Annotated in this window: 16 protein-coding genes and 2 tRNA genes; 10 read left to right on the top strand and 8 right to left on the bottom strand. The window is 61.3% G+C overall.

Annotation, left to right across the window (positions count from 1 at the left end; all coding sequences use genetic code 11):
- Nucleotides 1-60 precede the first annotated feature (60 nt).
- The 3 genes from IFT79_RS05245 to IFT79_RS05255 all read left to right on the top strand — a co-directional run bounded on the left by IFT79_RS05245 (nt 61) and on the right by IFT79_RS05255 (nt 3,327).
- The gene (locus IFT79_RS05245; protein WP_192123079.1) at nt 61-1,077 is read left to right on the top strand and encodes an SMODS domain-containing nucleotidyltransferase; all 1,017 of its coding nucleotides are present in this window, start codon (nt 61-63) and stop codon (nt 1,075-1,077) included.
- A gap of 505 nt (nt 1,078-1,582) precedes the next feature.
- Entirely contained in the window at nt 1,583-2,869 is a 1,287-nt protein-coding gene (locus tag IFT79_RS05250) for a HesA/MoeB/ThiF family protein (protein ID WP_192123080.1), read from the top strand.
- A complete protein-coding gene (locus IFT79_RS05255) occupies nt 2,854-3,327 on the top strand; it encodes a Mov34/MPN/PAD-1 family protein (protein WP_192123081.1) in 474 nt (157 codons plus the stop codon). The genes IFT79_RS05250 and IFT79_RS05255 overlap by 16 nt, the downstream gene beginning before the upstream one ends.
- A gap of 621 nt (nt 3,328-3,948) precedes the next feature.
- On the opposite strand, the gene IFT79_RS05260 is transcribed toward IFT79_RS05255, so the two are convergent.
- From IFT79_RS05260 to IFT79_RS16230, 6 genes are all read right to left on the bottom strand, one after another.
- Nucleotides 3,949-4,020: transfer RNA gene (locus tag IFT79_RS05260), tRNA-Gly, on the bottom strand.
- A gap of 545 nt (nt 4,021-4,565) precedes the next feature.
- Entirely contained in the window at nt 4,566-5,558 is a 993-nt protein-coding gene (locus IFT79_RS05265) for a hypothetical protein (RefSeq protein ID WP_192123082.1), read from the bottom strand.
- Between the two features lie 5 nt (nt 5,559-5,563).
- Nucleotides 5,564-6,364 carry a hypothetical protein gene (locus tag IFT79_RS05270; RefSeq protein WP_192123083.1) on the bottom strand — a complete coding sequence of 267 codons (801 nt, stop codon included), beginning with the start codon at nt 6,362-6,364 and terminating at the stop codon, nt 5,564-5,566.
- Nucleotides 6,361-6,699, bottom strand: coding sequence for a hypothetical protein (locus tag IFT79_RS05275; protein WP_192123084.1), 339 nt, complete (start codon nt 6,697-6,699; stop codon nt 6,361-6,363). The genes IFT79_RS05270 and IFT79_RS05275 overlap by 4 nt, the downstream gene beginning before the upstream one ends.
- Before the next feature lie 261 nt (nt 6,700-6,960).
- On the bottom strand, nt 6,961-7,746 hold the full coding sequence (locus tag IFT79_RS16225) for a tyrosine-type recombinase/integrase (protein ID WP_342211768.1): 786 nt from the start codon (nt 7,744-7,746) through the stop codon (nt 6,961-6,963).
- Nucleotides 7,747-7,785: 39 nt separating this feature from the next.
- The gene (locus IFT79_RS16230) at nt 7,786-8,082 is read right to left on the bottom strand and encodes a hypothetical protein (protein WP_249407730.1); all 297 of its coding nucleotides are present in this window, start codon (nt 8,080-8,082) and stop codon (nt 7,786-7,788) included.
- A 190-nt stretch (nt 8,083-8,272) separates the two neighbouring features.
- Between IFT79_RS16230 and IFT79_RS05285 the strand changes: the two genes are divergently transcribed.
- The 5 genes from IFT79_RS05285 to IFT79_RS05305 all read left to right on the top strand — a co-directional run bounded on the left by IFT79_RS05285 (nt 8,273) and on the right by IFT79_RS05305 (nt 13,405).
- Nucleotides 8,273-8,503 carry a helix-turn-helix transcriptional regulator gene (locus tag IFT79_RS05285; RefSeq protein ID WP_199859391.1) on the top strand — a complete coding sequence of 77 codons (231 nt, stop codon included), beginning with the start codon at nt 8,273-8,275 and terminating at the stop codon, nt 8,501-8,503.
- A 225-nt stretch (nt 8,504-8,728) separates the two neighbouring features.
- Nucleotides 8,729-10,237 (top strand): Rep family protein, encoded by a 1,509-nt coding sequence (locus IFT79_RS05290; protein WP_192123085.1) that lies wholly within the window; start codon nt 8,729-8,731, stop codon nt 10,235-10,237.
- 348 nt (nt 10,238-10,585) lie between these two features.
- Complete coding sequence (locus tag IFT79_RS05295) at nt 10,586-11,734, top strand: plasmid recombination protein (protein ID WP_192123086.1); 1,149 nt, start codon at nt 10,586-10,588, stop codon at nt 11,732-11,734.
- Nucleotides 11,735-12,146: 412 nt separating this feature from the next.
- Nucleotides 12,147-12,830: a hypothetical protein gene (locus tag IFT79_RS05300; protein ID WP_192123087.1), complete on the top strand. Its 684-nt coding sequence runs from the start codon at nt 12,147-12,149 to the stop codon at nt 12,828-12,830.
- Nucleotides 12,821-13,405 (top strand): hypothetical protein, encoded by a 585-nt coding sequence (locus IFT79_RS05305; protein ID WP_192123088.1) that lies wholly within the window; start codon nt 12,821-12,823, stop codon nt 13,403-13,405. Before IFT79_RS05300 ends, IFT79_RS05305 begins: the two co-directional genes overlap by 10 nt.
- Before the next feature lie 42 nt (nt 13,406-13,447).
- Here IFT79_RS05305 and IFT79_RS05310 read toward each other — a convergent pair whose 3' ends face one another.
- Entirely contained in the window at nt 13,448-16,075 is a 2,628-nt protein-coding gene (locus IFT79_RS05310) for an N-6 DNA methylase (protein ID WP_192123089.1), read from the bottom strand.
- A gap of 238 nt (nt 16,076-16,313) precedes the next feature.
- Here IFT79_RS05310 and IFT79_RS05315 point away from each other — a divergent pair, with 238 nt between their 5' ends.
- A complete protein-coding gene (locus IFT79_RS05315) occupies nt 16,314-16,817 on the top strand; it encodes a restriction endonuclease (protein ID WP_192123090.1) in 504 nt (167 codons plus the stop codon).
- A 244-nt stretch (nt 16,818-17,061) separates the two neighbouring features.
- Here the strand turns inward: IFT79_RS05315 and IFT79_RS05320 are convergent.
- Nucleotides 17,062-17,152: transfer RNA gene (locus IFT79_RS05320), tRNA-Ser, on the bottom strand.
- A gap of 137 nt (nt 17,153-17,289) precedes the next feature.
- On the opposite strand from IFT79_RS05320, the gene IFT79_RS05325 reads away from it, so the two are divergent.
- On the top strand, nt 17,290-18,087 hold a 798-nt coding region (locus IFT79_RS05325; protein WP_192123091.1), incomplete at its 3' end, for an SGNH/GDSL hydrolase family protein.

The following is an 18,087-nucleotide window of genomic DNA, read 5'->3' on the forward strand; positions in this document are numbered from 1 at the left end:
AGCTCCCTATGCAGGGTGCCGGTCGCTCGTGCCATCCGGATGTCGGTGGCTTTGCTTACGATGAACCGCAAGCAGGCCGGACATGATCCGTCGCGTCTGCGTGACTGCGACTGGGAGGCCTTCATGACAGTTATGGACTCGTTTGAATCACTCCAGCGAGAGATCGACGCTGACGTCAAGGTGGTTCAACTTGCACGGCAAAGGCGCGACACGTTCAAGGCTGCACTCAATACCGCCCCCGACGTCGAGGTCGTTTGGGGCTCGGGGTCGCTTGCGCGAAGTACTCAGCTGCAGCCGGTGCATGACGTCGATCTCGTCGTTGAGTTCGATGCCGACGAGCATCCCGAGTGGGGACAGGATGGCGACTCGGCAGAAGAGGCAATCGAGCGGTGCCGCGATCTTGTGAACGACCTGCTCTCGGCCAAAAACGGGACGCACGCGCGGTTGGTGCGGCAGGTGAACACCGCCGAACGAAACCGGGCCGCGAAATGCTTCATCGATCCGCCTGACGCGGACGACGCGTTCACGGTGGATGTCATGCCGGCGCTAAAGCGTCCGGACGGCATCTTGATCCCGTTCAAGAGCGAGCGCCGCTGGACGCTCGCTGACCCTAAGTACCTAATCAATCAGGTGGCAGAGCGCCAGAGGGAGTGGGCCCAATTTCGGCCGTTGGTGCGCATGCTTAAACATTGGTCACGGCAGCACACCGCCGACACAGGGCGAGTCAAGTCACTAGTAATGGAGGTGCTTGCTCTTGACTGCCTTCACGAAGGAAACCGGTCCGAGGCCCTAAGACGTTTCTTCGTCGAGGCATCCACACACAGCCTCGAAATTGAAGACCCGGCAGGCCTTTCCGGACTTATCCAGCTCGATCTCGACGTGGCTGGACTACGCCGTGCACTTGAAGATTCAGCCGTGGCTGCATCGGCCGCAGTCCGGGCGGTCGCAAATAATGATCATGCGGCCGCGACGCAGCACTGGCAAGACGTATTTGGCGAGGCGTTTCCCCTCGTGCTCCCCCTGGGCGGAGGATCAGGCTCAGGGCCTCGGCCGATTCATGATTCGCCTCAGGGATGAATCTTGTCACGCGCACATGGTGGGAGGACAACCCAGCTCGACTGGAGCAGGAAGTTGTCGACGTGCAAGGGGTGGCCCCCTTGCTCACTTGGACAGCGGAAGGCGCAGGCCAGTTTGAGGGACCGCTGCCGTTGTGGCCGTTCTCGCGTCCCGTCCCCGCAGACATCACCGACTTACTAACTCCGTTCGTTGCCCGAGTCGAGTACAGTCACGCATTCCCCGCCGCACCGGCACAGATCCTACCGCTGCTTCCTCGCCCTGATCCCTCGATCCGCGGTTACACCCAGTACCACGTCCTGCCCAGCGGACGCTTATGCCTTCTGAGAGACGCCGATCAGTGGTATCCGTGGTCGAGTACGAGTGAGCTGCTCCTAAAGGCCTCAGGCTGGGCGATCGAACTCGCGCTCCTTCAGGCTGGGGCCATCACCCAGATGTCTGTGAATGGCATTGTCAACGACGCCTCTTACGATGACCTCATTGCCGCGACGATCACAGCCATGAATTCATGAGCGGCGGACAGTGGCTAATTCTTCTCCCGCAGGAGGCGAAGGAAGTCATCCAATTGGGCGGCGGGTGGGGGCACCTCACCTGCCGAATCTCGGGCCCCGATCATGCAGCGCTTGTCGTCGCCCTTTCCAGTGAAGATTCCGACAACGTCCCAGTTGCCAAGGACCCTGGCCACTTTCTTATGACCGCCGACTTCCATCCGGTCGGACACTGGTATGCCGTCCCGAGCGAACTTGTGCTCACTGGATACTTCCTAGCCCGCCAGTCAACGGGGCTCTCCTTCGACGAGTTCCAAAAGCTTGTCCCGAAGGCGGAGCGCCCCACCCCAGGGAGTTGGTCGATCGCGGTGACGTACTGCTCTGAACCTCCAACGATTTCAGACGACGAGACATTACCTGCCTGGTCTGCCTGGATGGTCACCGACGCCAGCGTCCACCCCCTGCTCTTAGACATCCGCGACGGAAAAGAATTTGTCGATGCGCTCGACGGTCTCTGGCCGACACGGACTCTCGCGAACACAAGGGTCGTCCTGTTCGGTGCGGGCAGTATCGGCGGTGCAACCGCCGAATCGCTTGCCAGCTACGGTGTTGGGCAGATCGACATCATCGACCCGGACCGGCTGCTTTTTCACAACGTCCCTCGCCACGTTCTGACCACCAAGCATGTTGGCATGTCGAAGGTCGACGCTCTTAGTCGGACACTCGAGGACGCTTGGCCAGAGTGCCACGTCACGCCGTGGGGTATCGACCTCGTTACTAATGCAGATCTCGTCAGGCCGTTGCTCGACGAAGCCGACATCGTCGTCTGCACCGTTGACGGCGTAGAAGCTAGACGAGTGGCGAACTATCTCGCGCGACGAGCCTGCAAACCGGTTGTCTTCGCGTGCGTTCTCGGTGACGGCCGGTACGGCGAGATTCTGCGACTAAGACCCCTGCCCGAAGTTGGATGCCTTGAGTGCCAACGCCGGCGCCTGCGAGAGGAGGGGCGTATCGATCTCGAAGCCACGCTCGACCGGGGTTATGGGACGGGCACCCGCCACAACCCGATGACCGCCGTTGGGGGTGACCTCCATCTCATCGGACAGCTCACCGCCAAGATCACCGTCGCCACCCTCTTACGGGCAAAGGGAGAACTCGATCAGACCCTCGTTGACGACAATCTCGTGATCGCGCTGCGGCCATCTCCGGGATATGCGGACCCCTTTGACGCCATCAGAGTGCTCGATCAAAAGTGGTACCGCGCAGGCCCGCCCTATGAAGATTGCCCGGCGTGCAATCCGCTCTGAACGTTGAGATTGCCGCCTCCGCTCTTCAGTCCATCGCATCGACGATCCGCTCTGGGGATGCCAGGCTAGAGACGGGGGGCGCACTGTTCGGCCCACTAGACGGCAGCAGAGTTCTACACGCTGCTGAGCCGGGCGCCATGGCCGAACATAGCGCCCGTTTTTTCCGCCGGGATCTCGCCTTCACTCGGGAAGAAGCTGCGCGCCTGTACCAAACCGACGGCTCCCAGTGGATTGGTGAATGGCATACTCACGTCGATGTTCCGCCGACACCCAGCGAGCTGGACCTAAGCACTTATTTCAGACACATCTCTAATCCGACCCTTGGGTTTAATCGATTCTTAGCCCTCATCATCTCGTTGGGACCTAGGCCAACTCTGGCGGCCTGGGTGCTTGAACGACAGGATCAGGCCATTGTGCTGATTCAGGCGGGGGAACAGGCGTTTTGCCTGAGCGAGTAGCTATCCCGCTTACATCAAGAGGTCCTTGAGGCCGGGGGCAGCAGCCGATAATGAACCTTATGTCGCTAGTTCAGTCGACTTGGGGTTTTGGCTCCGTTTCGGTTCCGTTGGCCATGTCGTCGGGTTGTCGAACGCCGCGGTGATCTGCTCTGCAGCGGGCAGCACCTATCTCTCGGCATCCGGCGGGGAGTCTTAGGTGTCGGCGAGACGGTTTGGGGCGGACTCGGAGTGCCCGATTTTGCAGTCGAGTCTGTCCTCGTACAAGCCTCCGCAGATCAAGATGCCAACTATGGCGCCGCGAGGGTCCCCGCGCATCGCGCCAGAGACGACAGCGACGCAGAAGACAAACTGTCTGGCGTATCTAGCCTCGAACGCGCCAGGATCAGCGCGACGAAACCCAAGCGGAACAACTCGCGATGGAAAGAGGACTAGATCGATGCGAGAGTCTTCGCCGTCGATGGCGAGGGGACCTGGCGCCTGTGGCTAGGCCGGTAGGGCTCTAACCTGGCCGACGCGATGCTCTCGACACGTGTCGTCTCGTCGATCTGCGCGGGGGGGCACCGGGAATGGGAGGCACGGAAACTCAAGACCGACCCCCGGTGAAGATCACCGAGGGCCGGAAATCCCTGGCAGGATTCGAACCCGCAACCGTCCCATAGGCAATGGGGTGCTCTTCCGTTGAGCTACAAGGAGCATGAGACACCAGCCGTTGTCGAGTCCTTCGAACCGAACCAGGCCTGTGCCTAAGCGCGAACTAAGTGTCCCCCGGTTTCTAAAGGTCTAAAAGCCCCCGAGCGGGGCACGGCACCACAACGTACGGGTATTGGCGGACTGCGAAGTCGAACCGAAAAGAGAAAAGCCCCGATCCCCCGCGTAATGGGGTCTCAGGGTCTTCGCTCTGCGGTACCGGTGTGATTTGAACCCATGTTGGCTTGCTTTCCTAGGCTTGACCCTGGCTTTAATCCCCGGAAAACCGGGCAAGTGAGCACATCTAAGAGCGCGTCAACACAAGAGCTCACAACCGTTCCTGCACCAAAATGCACCGCAGAGGCCAACTTGCGCATCAGGGGGCTCTCGCAAGTCCCACGTGAGCGACACCGCCTCGGGGCTGCCCCCAAGTTCTGTTTGTGGTTTAGACCCAGGCGAAGCGATCCCGAGAGAGAACGACTCAGCTGAATAGTCGTGAGCACAACGAACCATCACGGCCGCTTGCAGGGCGCTTGCCACGGTCCCAAAGGTCACCGCTGCGCGAGTCGGAAATCTCTCAGCGTCCTCAAGACCTTGTCGATGTGCTTTGCGTAGCCAAGCTCGCGTCCAATGTGGAGACTTTCGAGAAGCCGCTCGTGCCCCACAGACCTTAGTTTCGGACGTCGAACCTCGATTTGTCCCAGAGAATGCAGAATCATTGCCCGCGCCCACACGTCCCCCGCAGCCAAATTGAGAGCCTCCAGCAGGAGCTGCCGGGCGCCCTCAAACTGCGAATCGTCAGTTGTTACGACACAGAGAGCCATCGAGTGGAGCACATGAATGCGATGCTGAGTGTCGTTCCGATCCACCGCGGACTTCAGGCTCCGCTTCAGAAGCCGTTGTGCGCCCGGGACATTGAGACCACGGATACAGTCGCGTCGGCCCACAAGGTGTTGCGCGATCGCCACTTCGCGAGCCGGTTGTTTCATGCCGGCGAGGGGTCGCAACATCGCAACCGCCTCCTCCGTGCGACCGGCACGGTAGGCAGTCATGCCTCGAAGGAATACCAGCGCGGGCGCATCAGCCGGCAGGAGCCCACGTCGCGCCTGTTCCGCAGCCATCTCTGAAGTTTCAAGATTCAGCGCGAGTGACTCCGCGTGAGCGAGTTCAAGGTATGCCTGAAGACCAGCTCCCTCGTCGAGTTCGGCACCGTGGTAGGCATACCCCGCCCCGACACGCATGTAGGCCGGAGCATCGGAACGGTCATCCGCAGTCGCCAGACCGAGATAGTACTGCTGAAACTGGGACCACTCACTGGCCTGACTTCCACGCGACTGATCCGCTACTCGAAGCGCGGCCTGGCGAAGCACGCCGGTTACGCGCAACTCATCCCCTGTATGGGTAATGAATCCGTAGGCGTCCAAAGCCTCGAGGATCTCTGGGCGCTGGTCGAACGCACTCAATGCATCGCGCGCCGACTTCTCCGTGTGAGACCGGGCAGCTGACAGCAAGGCCACTTCTGGCAGCAAGGCCAATGAGTCCACCGAGCTCAATTGCCAGACACCGCCTTATTGTGAAGTGTCAGCATGTGTCCGTAGACATCCTGAACGGAGTTACTAATGCCTAGCAGCGTTTTCGCCGTATGGCTTGCCAGATCTGGCGACGTCTCCCAACCCTGATCGAGCGCGTGGGCCGCGATGTCAGGGACCACGCCTGCCGTAAGAGTTGAAGGCAGCCGAATGACTCGAGTCGCCTTTGGCGGAATGGCGCCGGGGTTTTGGTCGATATTCGGCATGTACTGAAATACGACCCTGGCACCAAGGGCATGAATACCATCCAACAAATCTAGCCACACGTGCCGGTAGAAATTGCGGCGGCTGCCAGCATCCCATTCATGGCAGTCAAGGAAGACAAGAACAAGCCCGTCGAAGGATGGCTTGGTCGCCAGATAGTCGGCGATCGTGTCCCGGAGGGCACCTGCGTCCCCTGCTTCATTCTGCGAGAATATGTAATTTTGTTCAATTGTGATGTTTTCAATGATCACGTCTCGGCGGGCGCGAATGTCGGACGCAACCGTTAGGTCACCGCTGAGAGGATCAGGCGCAGGTGGGCGTGGCACTTGCAGAGCGCGGGCAAGGCGAGCCAGGACCTCTAGTGGAGACGTGCAACCATCGAGCGAATCGATGTCACTCCTGCGGCTTGTCCCCCCTAAGCGTGGAAGCGCAGAATCAAGGAAGTGACGGGCATGATGAGGATCAGCCCCCACCACGTGAAGGACTCCCGGCTGCTCGCTTAGGAAGGATTCAAAAGAGCTTGTCTCTTTCCGCCAATTCAGCACCACACCGCTCATCGCAAATCTTCCTCAACGTCCGTAATCTCGATGCCACCAGCGGCTCGAATTCCGGATGCAGTGGACGAACTGGCTTGATCTCCAGTCGCCCCTTTTACGCGAACACCATTGATTTTTACGTCGCGGCCAGATCTTAGGTTCGACGTCGTCTCTCGCTTCCCGGGTTGCTGGACGCGACCGGACACGACGACCCCAATGAGGGCGACCACCGCGCCAAGACCGATTGCGAGCACCCCCCGAAGAAGCGGGTCGAGCAACTCCAACGCCGAAGTCGCTGCGAACAGCAACAGACCCGATGCGACGGCAATGAGCAGCGAGACAACGGTACGGGCCATGAGCTGACCTTAGTTCTTCTTCGTCAGTGAGGGATACTCGCCACGATCTGAGTTGACCGCAAGCGTGATGACTGCCCAGAGGCCAGGCACCCCCGATCAGTGCTTCGGCGACCGTCGTAAAGATGGAGTCGGATCTCCGTCTAGGACCCAGTTAAGTCGGGTTTCTGCCATAAGACCCTGATCGCAACCGAAGACGGGCAGCGGTCGCAGTCGCGGCCGGGGCCGCGGCCGCGGCCGCGGGGAACATACCCATTACGAACGTCACGCTGGGACCACTAGCCCTGATGGTCGAGACAGGTAGGTACTCCTTTGCCGACTCAGAGCTTCAGTCACGTTGTCCAAATCATCTGGGAACAACGCCGCATACGTGTCGAGTGTGACCTTGGCGGACTTGTGCCCGAGCATCCGTTGGACCACCTTGACATTCGCGCCGGCGCTGATCGCTAGGGAGGCAGCCGTGTGCCTCAGGTCGTGAGGGGTCACTCGTCGAAAGGTCTCGTCCGCCTTCTCACAGCGCTTGACCGCGCCGGCGAACCACCCTTGATGAGCATGCCCCGCGCGAAGGAAAGATCCGTCATCGGCGCTCCAAAGACGATCCTCCGGTGCTTTCTCCGCACAAGCCGCCGCAACGTCCGCATCAAGGAAATCGGGGTAGGCGACCATGCGACGTTCATGCGACTTCACCCCACCCAACACCTGCTTGTAATTGACCTCCGCAACGGCCTCTCGAACGTGGACTCGACGCCTTTCATGGTCGATGCTCCGCACCCTCAACGCGGTCGCTTCGCCCCAGCGAAGCCCCGTGTAGGCGAGAAATCGAACGAGACCCGGGTACCGCGACGCAGCAGCGAGGGCCTCCACTTGGACATGCGTCAAGAAGACCTCGTCAGGGATCGGCTTCCTTTTGATGACAATTCCGCGAGCAGGGTTCTTCGCGACACGGTTGTCCTCAATAGCGTCGTCGAAAATGCCTGCGAGCAGGTCTCGAGCCCGCGCGACGGTCGTGTGTGAACGACGCCCGCCAAGCTGAGTCAGCCACGCCTCCACCTGTCGCTTGGTGACTGCACCGACCGCGTAGCCACCCCACTACGGGAGAACGTGGATGCGCCAGGCGCTCTCCACCGAGTGGTAGCTGCTGGCCGTGATCTTGGACCGGTGACGCTCCATCCACTGCTCGCCGAGCTGGGCGACCGTCGCCCTCGCATCGGCCCGGTCGATGTACGCGCCCTTGAGCTTCGACACCTCCACCGTGGCCAAGTGTGCCTCGGCGTCGCGCTTTAGCTTGAAGCCTCTGTCGTGCCCGCGCGTGCCGTCAGGTTTGGTGTACCAGACCTCATAGAGCCGGCCCTTGGTCTTCGTGCTGTACGGCTTGACTGTGCCCATCGTGTCCCTGTGGGTATGAATTCGAGTGTGTATTCGTGAGCATAGGTGGACATGTGTGTATCCTGAGCTCAGGTTCGAATAGAGAAAAGTTCCGAGAGCTCCTTGCTCGACGAGAAGACACGCCGGATGACGTCCAAGTGGGGTCGGCGATGAAGGTCTCCTCGGAAGTATTTACTTTCGAGGAACACCTGTGCCCACTTCCGCCCCGATCTCTACTTCTCTGCTCGATTCGCTGATCACTCCTGCGACTCTCGCCGAACGCCTCGGCACGACAGAGCGCAGCCTCAGCGAGTGGCGCATCACCGGCCGTGGGCCGAAGTTCATCCGCGTGGGTCGAAGCCCCAGATACCGGCCTGAAGCTGTCGACGCTTGGCTGCTCGCGCAGGAATACGCCAGCACCTCCGAGGAAGTGTTCGCGTGAGCGCCCTCCAGACTTTCCCGAACCCCTACTGCCCAAAGGATCCCTACGGGTGCGGTCAGGGCTTGTCGATGACCGCACTTTGTCCTGATCAGAGTCGAATTGCCAAGTCCGAGACCTCCGCCTTTTTCGGGCTTCATTTCGGGGATCAATTGGGGGTCATTTGCGGCCCCTTTGGTGCGTTGCGTTGTTCGATTCCCAACCTCCTCGTCGTCAGGGGGCTTTGAGATGCCCAAGCAGGAGAACAACCCAACTGTAATCGCCGTCACTCAGCAGCTCGCCCCCGAGTACTGGTCCTGGGCTGCTATCGACCCCAACGGCGTCGCCATCTTGCTCCAAGGAGCATCGGCGATCCTCGACCAGCTCGTTCAGCGCTTGGAGACCCATGGCTGTCACGTGACCGAGGCCTACGCCATCAACCACGACAAGGACCAGCGCGAGGTCTGGAGCGAGGCGGCGAAGGAGCTCGTCATCGAGACGAAGCCCCTCCACATCCATGCCGTCATCAAGTTCAAGGACCGCGCAAGCAGCGCACCGCTGGAATCGCTCGCCCTGTGGCTCGGGATCGCTGCCGAGTACGTCGAGAAGCCGGGGCGCGGCGGTCACGCCTACGACAACATGCTCAGCTACCTCACGCATGCCAAGTACGTCGACAAGTTCCAGTACGACCCTTCGGAAGTAGCCACGGCCCGAGGACGCTCTTACCAGGGCATCGACGCAGAGCGCCGCCAGGCCTGGATCAAGGGACGCGCGCACGTCGTCTCGAAACGCGCCGCCGAGAACTTCGAGGACCTTCGAGCCCGCGTCCTGGCGGGTGAGGTCTCGAAGGAAGAGATCCTGCTTACAGACAGCCTCTACGAGATCTACTCCCGACACATGCGCGACATCGACGAGGCATTCACGGCGTTCGGCAAGCGGCGGGCCATGCGCGCGGCCGTCGACCTCAAGGCTGGCAAATTCGAAACGCAGATCGTCTTCTTCACAGGCGCCAATGGCTCGGGTAAGAGCCGAACCGCGGAATGGTTCGCGGACCAGATGATCGCCCGCGCAGCAATGCATGGCTACCGGTGGGAGGTCCACGAAGCAGCCGCCAGGAATTCAATGGACGACTACAACGGCGAAGAGATCCTGATGATGGACGAAGCTCGCGCAAACGCCATGGGCGCCGCTGACTGGCTCCTACTCATGAACCCCGAGAAAGCGTCCCCGGCTTCAGCCCGCTACAAGAACAAGGGCAAGGTGGCCCCTCGAATGATCGCTATTACAAACACGACCCACCCACTCGAGTACTTCTACTACGTGCGCGAGAAGGGAGACATCGACGAAGCCATGGGTCAATTCATTCGTCGCCTCAGCCTCCTGGTGACAGTCATCGCCGAAGACCTTGGAACTCCACAAGAGCGGCGCCGCTACTTCACGCAGCAAGTGCAACCGGTCCCGACCTACACGCACAGGCTCCGTACTCGCGATGGCCTCGTAGCCTTCGAGGTCGACCGCGGCTTTACCCCTGAGACAGAGCACACCCTCGCGGGCGCCCACGCAGCCCTGGCCCTTGATTTTGCTTCTCGCAGTCGGGATATCCCATTTGCCGATGGTGGCGACTGGCCGAGTCTTAAGACCTTGGTGGCGACGGAGCTTGCGGCGCAGCCGGCGTTGTCCGGTATCCCCCAGCCCAAGGCTGTCGACGCCTTTGTCTGGCCCGCAATGCCGAAGGCGGTTCCGGCCTATGTTGGCTAGGTCTTTCTCCTCGCTCCATGGCTGCTTCGACGCGCAGCGCGCGGCATCCGTCCGCCCGTCAAGCGACCAGCGTGACGGGTCCGCTGGGCTCCCGTCAGGGAGCGCTCGACGCGCTCTGCGCGGAGGCGCCCCGCAGGGCACCAGGAACTTCGACGAGCGAAGCGATGCCGAAGTGTAAGGGGCTACACCTTCTACTGCCGCGAAGGAGACCACCACCCTCCCGAAGGTGCACCGGGGTGGTGGTCGGAGTCGCGGCAGTAGAAGCCCCTCGGGAGAGCCGCCGGAGGCCGCGGCAGGCGATGCGCCGAAGGCGGATCACCTGTCGGGAGTCGTAGAGGGGAGCGAAGCATGAGCTACACGATGACGTTCGACGTGTCCCACAAGGTCAAGATCGGCGGAGGCCACGTCAAGAACTTCCTTCGCCACATCGCCCGTGACGCCGACCAGGCGGCCGGCTTCCACTTCCAGCACGTCAACAAAAACATCGTCCCGGAGCGCACGAAGCTCAACTTCACCCGGGTCAACGACGGCGCCGGCGACTTCCGTGCGCTCAAGTCGGTCGACGGCCGGCCGCCGTCTCAGGAGCTCGAGGACTACCTCAACCAGCGCCTGGCGACGGTCACTAAGGGGCTCCGAAAGGACGCTGTTCCGATCCGCGGCATCATCCTGCAGCTCGACCCGAAATGGTTCGAGGAGCACAACCCGGGCTGGCGAGAGACCGGTATCAACCGGGCGGCAGTCGACAACCTGGATGCGTCGCTCGAGTGGGCATGCAAAGAGTTCGGCCAGAAGAACCTCATCGGTTTCTCGCTGCACCTCGACGAGTACAGCCCCCAGCTCCAAGTCCTCATGACACCTGTCACGGAAGATGGCAGGCTCGCCCAGAAGGACTTCTTCAAGGGCCCCTCAGACCTGAGGCGGCAGCACAAGGAGCTGCGCGGGCACATGGACGAGGCCGGATACGACGTCGAAGTTCGTGTCACCGAGCGGTCGACGGAACACCTCAGCAGCAGCGAGTTCCAGGCCAAGGCCGACCGGCTCCAGGCTGCCGCGCAGGACATCGAAGACGAGAAGGCGACCTACGAGACCCTCGTTCGCAGCCTCGACGTCCGCCGGAGCAATCTCGATGCTCAGCAGGCAGCCCTGGCGCAGAAGGAGCGTGAGGTGGCGGCTGAGCAGGAGAAGGCGCGCCGCGCGGCTGAGGCGGCCGAAACTGCGCAGCAAGCAGCGGCGGCGGCTCGGTTCGCAGCCAAACTCGCGCGGGATGAAGCAGAGAAGGAGCGGGCCAGGCTGCAGGCGACGAATGACCGGCTGCAGCAGCTCCCACCCGACTTCGATAGGTGGCTCGACAAGGTGCGAGTCGGGGGCACTCCACTTCGTGACCGGTTCATGGCAGACATGGCAAAAGCGAGGGCAGCCAGGAGCGATGTGGCCCGCCAGGTGGGCTACCCCGTCCGCAACAAGGGCGCGGAGGACGCTGAACGAGAAGGAGGCTGAGGGGCCGCATGACGGTCGCAACTCGTCGAGTTGCGCCCGTCACCCGACTACATCGTGGTCGGGTGACGGCCATCGTACGACCAGTAAATTGCCTGGTCACAGGTCGGTCGGATGTGGGCCTCGGACACCCCAGCGGACGTCCCCCAACCGCCCCTCGGCAGGCCGCGGAACGCCCACACTTCAGCTTTAGGCGACACGCCCGGCCACACAACACTTCACAGGGCACCTCGGCCAAAGACCTCCGGAGGACGGGACTCTTCTGAAATGTGAGAATTGTGCTCGATTACGTGTAGATCCGTTTTTGGTCATTTCGTATACGAAAGTATCGCCGCCGATAACTCGGTGCGCTGCCAACACCGAGGCCCGAAAGGCTTGAGCCGGAACAGGCAAGAGCCGTCATACGGTCCCTCCTATGACCGACGATCACAACGAAGCACCGAGTCCCATCTACCGAGATGCGGCCGGCCATGAGGCGCATCCCATAACCCTCAACCCGTCAGACAACGCAGTGACCGAATTCATCGACACCGTGAACGCCCTCGGCGTCGACGGGCGCTGGCTCGTTGGGGGCCTCACTGACTTCCTCCGGCTCCAGAAGCGCAGTGGAAGACCCGGCATGACGGCCGAGGAACGGAAGTTCGTCATCGAGTCCGGCGCTATGACGGAGGCCGAGCTCGTGGCTTCCGAAAGGAGCGTCGCGAGAGGGTCGCTTGAAAAGAGCGCCGGAGAGCTGTGGCTCAGGACGTATCAAGAGACGTGGTCCGCGAACACAGCTGCTCGATTTCTAGGCTGGACGCAGAACGAAGTCCTGGCCGCGGCCCAGGAGCAGCGCATCTACGGCATTCCTGTTCGAGGCAGCCTCCGATTTCCCCGCTGGCAGTTCAGCCTCGGCTCACCCGGGAAGCTCATCCCCCACCTCGAGACCGTCTTGCCCATCTTGACCGAGCACTGGGACTGGATCTCGATCAGCGCTTTCATGTCCGTGAGACAGCGCAGCCTCGTGGCCGATGGCAGAAAAACTCCGAGGTCCTGGCTGCGCGACGGCGGAGATCCCGCCGCCATCGCGGACATTATCGAGGGCGACAAGTGGTGGTGACGACGCGAGAAGACCCATATGCGACCGTTCTCGCCGCGCTCCTTGAGGACAGCGAAGACCTGATCGCGGATAACCTGCGCCCCGTTCCCCTCGAATTGTGTGGGCTGAAGGTCGTGATAGACGACGAAGATTGGGCCGCCCTAAAAGAGACACGTTCCATGAGTTGGCTTCAGAAGCATCTTGGCCACGATGAAGACAGCTGGTGGAGCGCCGTAGCGCAAGGACATCTCCAGTGGTTCAAAGTCTTGGGACTGCCCCGATTTCCGTCGTGGCAGTTTCGGACAGATCCGAATCGGCCGGTTGAGGGCCTAGCCGAGCTGAATGAGGGTATTCCCGAGTGGTGGGATGCCGCAGACATCTCGCTCTTCATGACCTCCCAACACCCTGATCTGGCATCGAGAACGACGACGTATCTGTCGCCTGCGGAGTGGCTTGCGCATGGCTTTGATGCCGCGGTCATCGAAACGATCCTGCAGAATTACAGGATGGGCCCGCTGGTCGATAAGAACTCAGATGCGGGAGGAGATCAAGCAGCGGAGGCGTCGGCGGTGGCGCAATTACCGGGCTGCCTTTAGTCAGGCAGGGCTTATGTTTGACTCCGCTCGCGCACGGCTCCGCTAATCGTCCTCAATGTCACTCTCGTCCTCAGCAAGGCCAATCAGGGGGCTATTACGAATGGGAACGCGATCGTCCGGCGCCCCAATGGATTCCCACACAGAGAGAGATGCCTTCATGGATTCTTGCCATGCCTGGACGGACGCTTCAGTCTGCGCCCGGGACTCCGGGGAACCCGAGGGGAGAATGGTCTCGCGTATCTGCTCGCGGGTCAGTTTTCCGTAACTCGTCCCACCACTCTCCGTCCACAGCTGCAGGCGAGCCGCCTCACTTCGAAGTGCGGCAAATAGCCAGCCAGATCCGTAGTCATTCGAGAGTTCGGAATGCGGACGAATGACTGCAATTCCGTCTGGGGCACCGACCATGTTGTCATAATCCGCGAATAGGAGACCGACGTTGCGACGTTCGGGTCGCACCAACCCCACGATGATGTCTCCTTGCTGGAGCTTGTAGACCTTTGCGGCCTTGCGGTCCGCTATGGCCCATGCCCGCTGAGGCTCTTTGGGCCAAGCCGTTCCTTCTACCGCCCGAATGTCTTCACCCTCGATAAGTCGGTGAAGGGCCCCAGGATCGTCTGGCAGATTCAACAGATGGGCATCTCCCTCGAGCACGTCAGCTACATCTCGCAGACGCACATGATCCCCAGCGAGGAGGCCTCGGACATTTGCGAGAGCCTTAACGCTTAGTCGTCTCGGCTTCAGATCGAGCAGCGCTGTAGCGTAAACATCGTCGGAGGTGGCGCCCAACCAACCCTCTGGGATGAATCGTCCATCTCCCGTCGATTCCAGGAAGGCAGCGTAGGACTCCCGCACCCGCGTGAAATCGGTGTCCAGAATCTCGTTGTTCTCCGCGTCACGACGAGCGAGTCCTGTCGACGGGTCACGTAGGGGTATCGACGAGAAACTCTTGCCAAGCTTGTAGCCAACCTTGCGGACGAGCTCTGTGTGGATCGCGTAGGGAACTTGGGGCGGCCCAACTGCGGTCTTCTTTCGAGCAATCAGAATATTGGAGCGCAAGTCCGCCTCAGACTTGAGGAAAATCCGTCGAGGCAACTCCACGAGGCTGAGCACCTGGAAGTGATCCATGATCCATTGGCGTACATACCCGTAGCTGGGCGTGCAGAGGTAGCCCTCCGGCAGAATGATCGCCACACGCCCGTCCTCGTCAAGCAGCTTGTAGCAACGCTCGATGAAAAGGAGCCCGAGCTGTTGCTGGGGCACGACGTCGTCACCTCGCACCCATCGGCCACCTTCGCCCTGGGTCCATTGAAAGCCGAGTTCGTAGTTCTTGAGGGTGGCTGAGCGCTTCTCGACAGTGCGAGATCCAAAGGGTGGGTTGCAGAGAACGACGTTCATGCTCTCAGCCCACTGCGCATGCTTCTCGATGGAGTCTTCGTTGAGGAGGTTGGCTTGGCCGTCCCTATTCAGAATCATGTTGATGACGGCCAGCTCGTAAGCCTGGCTGTCCATGTCGATGCCGTAGACACGTTGATAGGCGTCGTCATCACCCTTTGCCACGCGGTACGCCATGGCGGCCGAGAGGAAGTCAGCGGTGCCCATGGCCGGGTCAGCCACTTTGTCTGTCGGGCCGATCTGTGTCATTTCGACCATCGCGTCGATGAGCGTGATGGGGGTGAAGTACTGGTCGAGCGATCGCTTGAAGACAGCGGGCACGAATGACATGAATACCTGCTGGAGCACGTCGTTCGGGGCAGAACTGAGGTCGATTCCTTGAACCGTGCGCACGCACTCGCGCAGGGCGTCGTCCTTCAGGGAAGAAATCTTAACTGGAGCAAAGAGCGATTTGGCCCGACTGTACCGGCTAGCTGCCTTGCCATAGACCTTGTCGATCCTCGATCTGAAGTCGGGGTCAGTCCCGTCAAACACCTGAAGGTCGAGAATCTGGGGCGCTTTGTCCCGCGCCTCTTTTTCGTCGATGTATCGAGCAAGCAGAAGCTTGACCGTTTCCCGGTACCGAGTTGGTTCGTCGTTCACACCGTGGCTTCGCATCACGTTTGCGATGGACTGCAGAATTGAGACGAGGTTTTCGGCCGGCACCAGAGTTGACAGCGTGATGGGCTTGCTCTTGTAGCGTTGCCCGAACTGAGGCAGGTTAGCAAGCGAATCCTGGCCGATCCGAACGTGTTCGGCGCCATTCTCCCGAATAACACTCTTGTGGAAGAGCAACTGGTTTACGTCGTCCCAGTAGACCCCCAAGACAGTCATGGAAGGCAGGACGCGCATGGCGGGTATCAGCTGATTGTCAACGCCTGAGGTCTTCTTCGAGGCCTGACGCTTGATCTCAGCTACGAGGACGACCTCATCCAACCGCTCAGCGGGTGAGGCCCCCGACAGTTTGTCTAGGGCCTTTGAGTAGACAGTCACGTCAGCTCGCAGGCTGTTTCGCCCACCCTCGCCCAATTTTCGCAGAATAACCGTCTCGACGGCGATATTGGCCGCCGGATACCCGCGCTTGAGCAGGTACTTCAAGAACTCGATGCGACGAGATTCCTCGGTGGGCGTGAGGCCGTCCTTAGCCAGGGCCGATGCGTTCAGGGCCCCGCGAATTGGGCAAGTAAGGAGGACCGGCCGGGGTGCCGCTGCTTCGTCCGACGCGGGCAAGTTGGTCATTCTGGCTCAATCCTGACTCGTCAGCTCGTGGCTTGCCATCAACAGGCAAGGTGGTTCAAGACTAAAGGCTGCGGAGCGGACCCCGAACGGGCACCGCGTGCAGTTGCCGAAGTCGGAGGGATCGGACACTGTCCCGACCCCAAGGCCAGACCACGCACAGGAAAGACTTCCGACGTCGGCGTGAGAATGACCAAAACTTTGGGCACTGAACATCGAACAAAGCGAAAGGTGTTGTTTTATGACCGGCGTCTGGGTCACGCGTTCTGGCGAGCAGGGAGAGCGCGACCGTTGGGCCTGGCAGGGCTGTTACTCCGGAGGAGGCTGGGCCAACGTTCCCGACCTGTCGGATTTCACCTCTCAAGCCGCCATTGAGAGCCTCGTGCAGCGCACCTTCGAGACTGCATCGGCGGGACGGCGCTCGGCGTACTCGCGACAGCTTTGGGCTCTGAGAAACGAGATCGTGCCTGGCAACCTCATCATCCTGCCGATGAAGACCACGCGCGAGTTGGCCTTAGGACGGGTGACTTCCACCTACCTGTATCTGGCCGAAGAGAAGGACTTGGCTTGCAGACATGTGGTCCGCGTGGCTTGGGAGAAACGTGTGCCTCGCTCGACCCTTCAGCAAGACTTGCTGTACTCACTAGGCGCCGGAACTTCCATCTTTGCCATCAGCCGAAACCGGGCCTTAGAGCGCGTGGAAAACGTCCTCACCGATGGCAAGGATCCGGGCTCATTTCGTTGACGCACCGCTGCAGTGGAAGTCCTTTGGGAGCCGACCGAGCTAATCAGCGGGCTACACGGCCTCAATTTCGCGCGTGCCGAGAATAAACCTCTGCGTCACCCCCCCATGGGGCATGGCCAGGTTCATCGCCCCATTCGGGAACCGCAGCCCTGATTGGAGACTTCTCGCCCAGCTAGATGCACCACCTATGCACCAAACCGTCAGGATAAAAAGCGAAAACCCCTGGATGACCAGGGGTTTTCTGTGGCGGTACCGGTGGGATTTGAACCCACGGTGGAGTTAACCCCCACACATGTTTTCGAGACATGATCCTTCGGCCGCTCGGACACGGTACCGAGGACGAGTTTAGTACATCCGGCGGCAGGGACGAAACCGGGGGATTGCTCGTCCACCGGACCGCGCCTCCTCGGGGTTGTGCACAGGGTGCACAGACGCCCGGCGCGGGCAGCGGAGCCCGGCGTAGCCTCGGCCCATGCCCTCACGCCACACCGTCACCGCCTTCCTTTCGGGCGTCGGCGTCACCCTCGCCACCACGGCCGCCGCCGGCGCCGGCGTCAGCCGCTTCCTGCAGCGCCGCAACGCGGCCGCCGCCGACCTGAACGCCTTGCTGCCCGTCCACTCCGCCTGGTGGCGCGACCGCTTCGACCGCAAGGGCAAGCTGCTCTACGTCGCGATGGGCGACTCCGCCGCCCAGGGCATCGGAGCCTCGAGCCCGGCCCGCAGCTACGTCGGCCGCCTCTCCGCGTACATGCGCCGCCAGAGCCACACCTCGCTGCGCGTCGTCAACCTCAGCGTCAGCGGCTCCACCACCTGGCTCTGCCGCAAAGACCAGCTGCCGAAGTTCGAGAAGTACGAACCCGACGTCGTCACCGTGGCCATCGGCGCCAACGACATCATCCAGTTCAACCCCGAGTCGTTCGAGAAGAACCTCCGCGTCATCTACGGCGCCCTGCCCTCCCACGCCATCGTCGGCGACCTGCCCGCCATGTGGATTCCCGACCGCGAGAAGAAGCTCGTCGAGGCCAACGCCATCGTCCACCGCATCGCCGGCGAGTTCGGCCTCACCGTCGCCCCGCTTTACGAGACCACCCGCCGCCAGGGCTTCTTCCGCACCTACCGCAACTCGGCCGGCGACCTCTTCCACCCCAACGACCGCGGCTACCGCGTCTGGGCCTCGGCCTTCGAACCCGCCATCGCCGCCCGCCTCGCCCGCATCGCCGCCGATGAAGCCGCCACCGCGCACGAAGCCCGCGAGGCCGAAGCCGTCGCG

It is taken from the genome of Frigoribacterium sp. CFBP 8759 (genome assembly GCF_014841655.1).
Classification (GTDB): Bacteria; Actinomycetota; Actinomycetes; order Actinomycetales; family Microbacteriaceae; genus Frigoribacterium.

Bases quoted from the DNA above. Each gene is read 5' to 3' on its own strand.
- IFT79_RS05245 (WP_192123079.1), top strand. From the start codon at position 61: ATGAACCGCAAGCAGGCCGGACATGATCCGTCGCGTCTGCGTGACTGC.
- IFT79_RS05270 (WP_192123083.1), bottom strand. From the start codon at position 6,364: ATGAGCGGTGTGGTGCTGAATTGGCGGAAAGAGACAAGCTCTTTTGAA.
- IFT79_RS05250 (WP_192123080.1), top strand. From the start codon at position 1,583: ATGAGCGGCGGACAGTGGCTAATTCTTCTCCCGCAGGAGGCGAAGGAA.
- IFT79_RS05295 (WP_192123086.1), top strand. From the start codon at position 10,586: ATGAGCTACACGATGACGTTCGACGTGTCCCACAAGGTCAAGATCGGC.
- IFT79_RS05315 (WP_192123090.1), top strand. From the start codon at position 16,314: ATGACCGGCGTCTGGGTCACGCGTTCTGGCGAGCAGGGAGAGCGCGAC.
- IFT79_RS05300 (WP_192123087.1), top strand. From the start codon at position 12,147: ATGACCGACGATCACAACGAAGCACCGAGTCCCATCTACCGAGATGCG.
- IFT79_RS05275 (WP_192123084.1), bottom strand. From the start codon at position 6,699: ATGGCCCGTACCGTTGTCTCGCTGCTCATTGCCGTCGCATCGGGTCTG.
- IFT79_RS16230 (WP_249407730.1), bottom strand. From the start codon at position 8,082: ATGGGCACAGTCAAGCCGTACAGCACGAAGACCAAGGGCCGGCTCTAT.
- IFT79_RS05290 (WP_192123085.1), top strand. From the start codon at position 8,729: ATGCCCAAGCAGGAGAACAACCCAACTGTAATCGCCGTCACTCAGCAG.
- IFT79_RS05310 (WP_192123089.1), bottom strand. From the start codon at position 16,075: ATGACCAACTTGCCCGCGTCGGACGAAGCAGCGGCACCCCGGCCGGTC.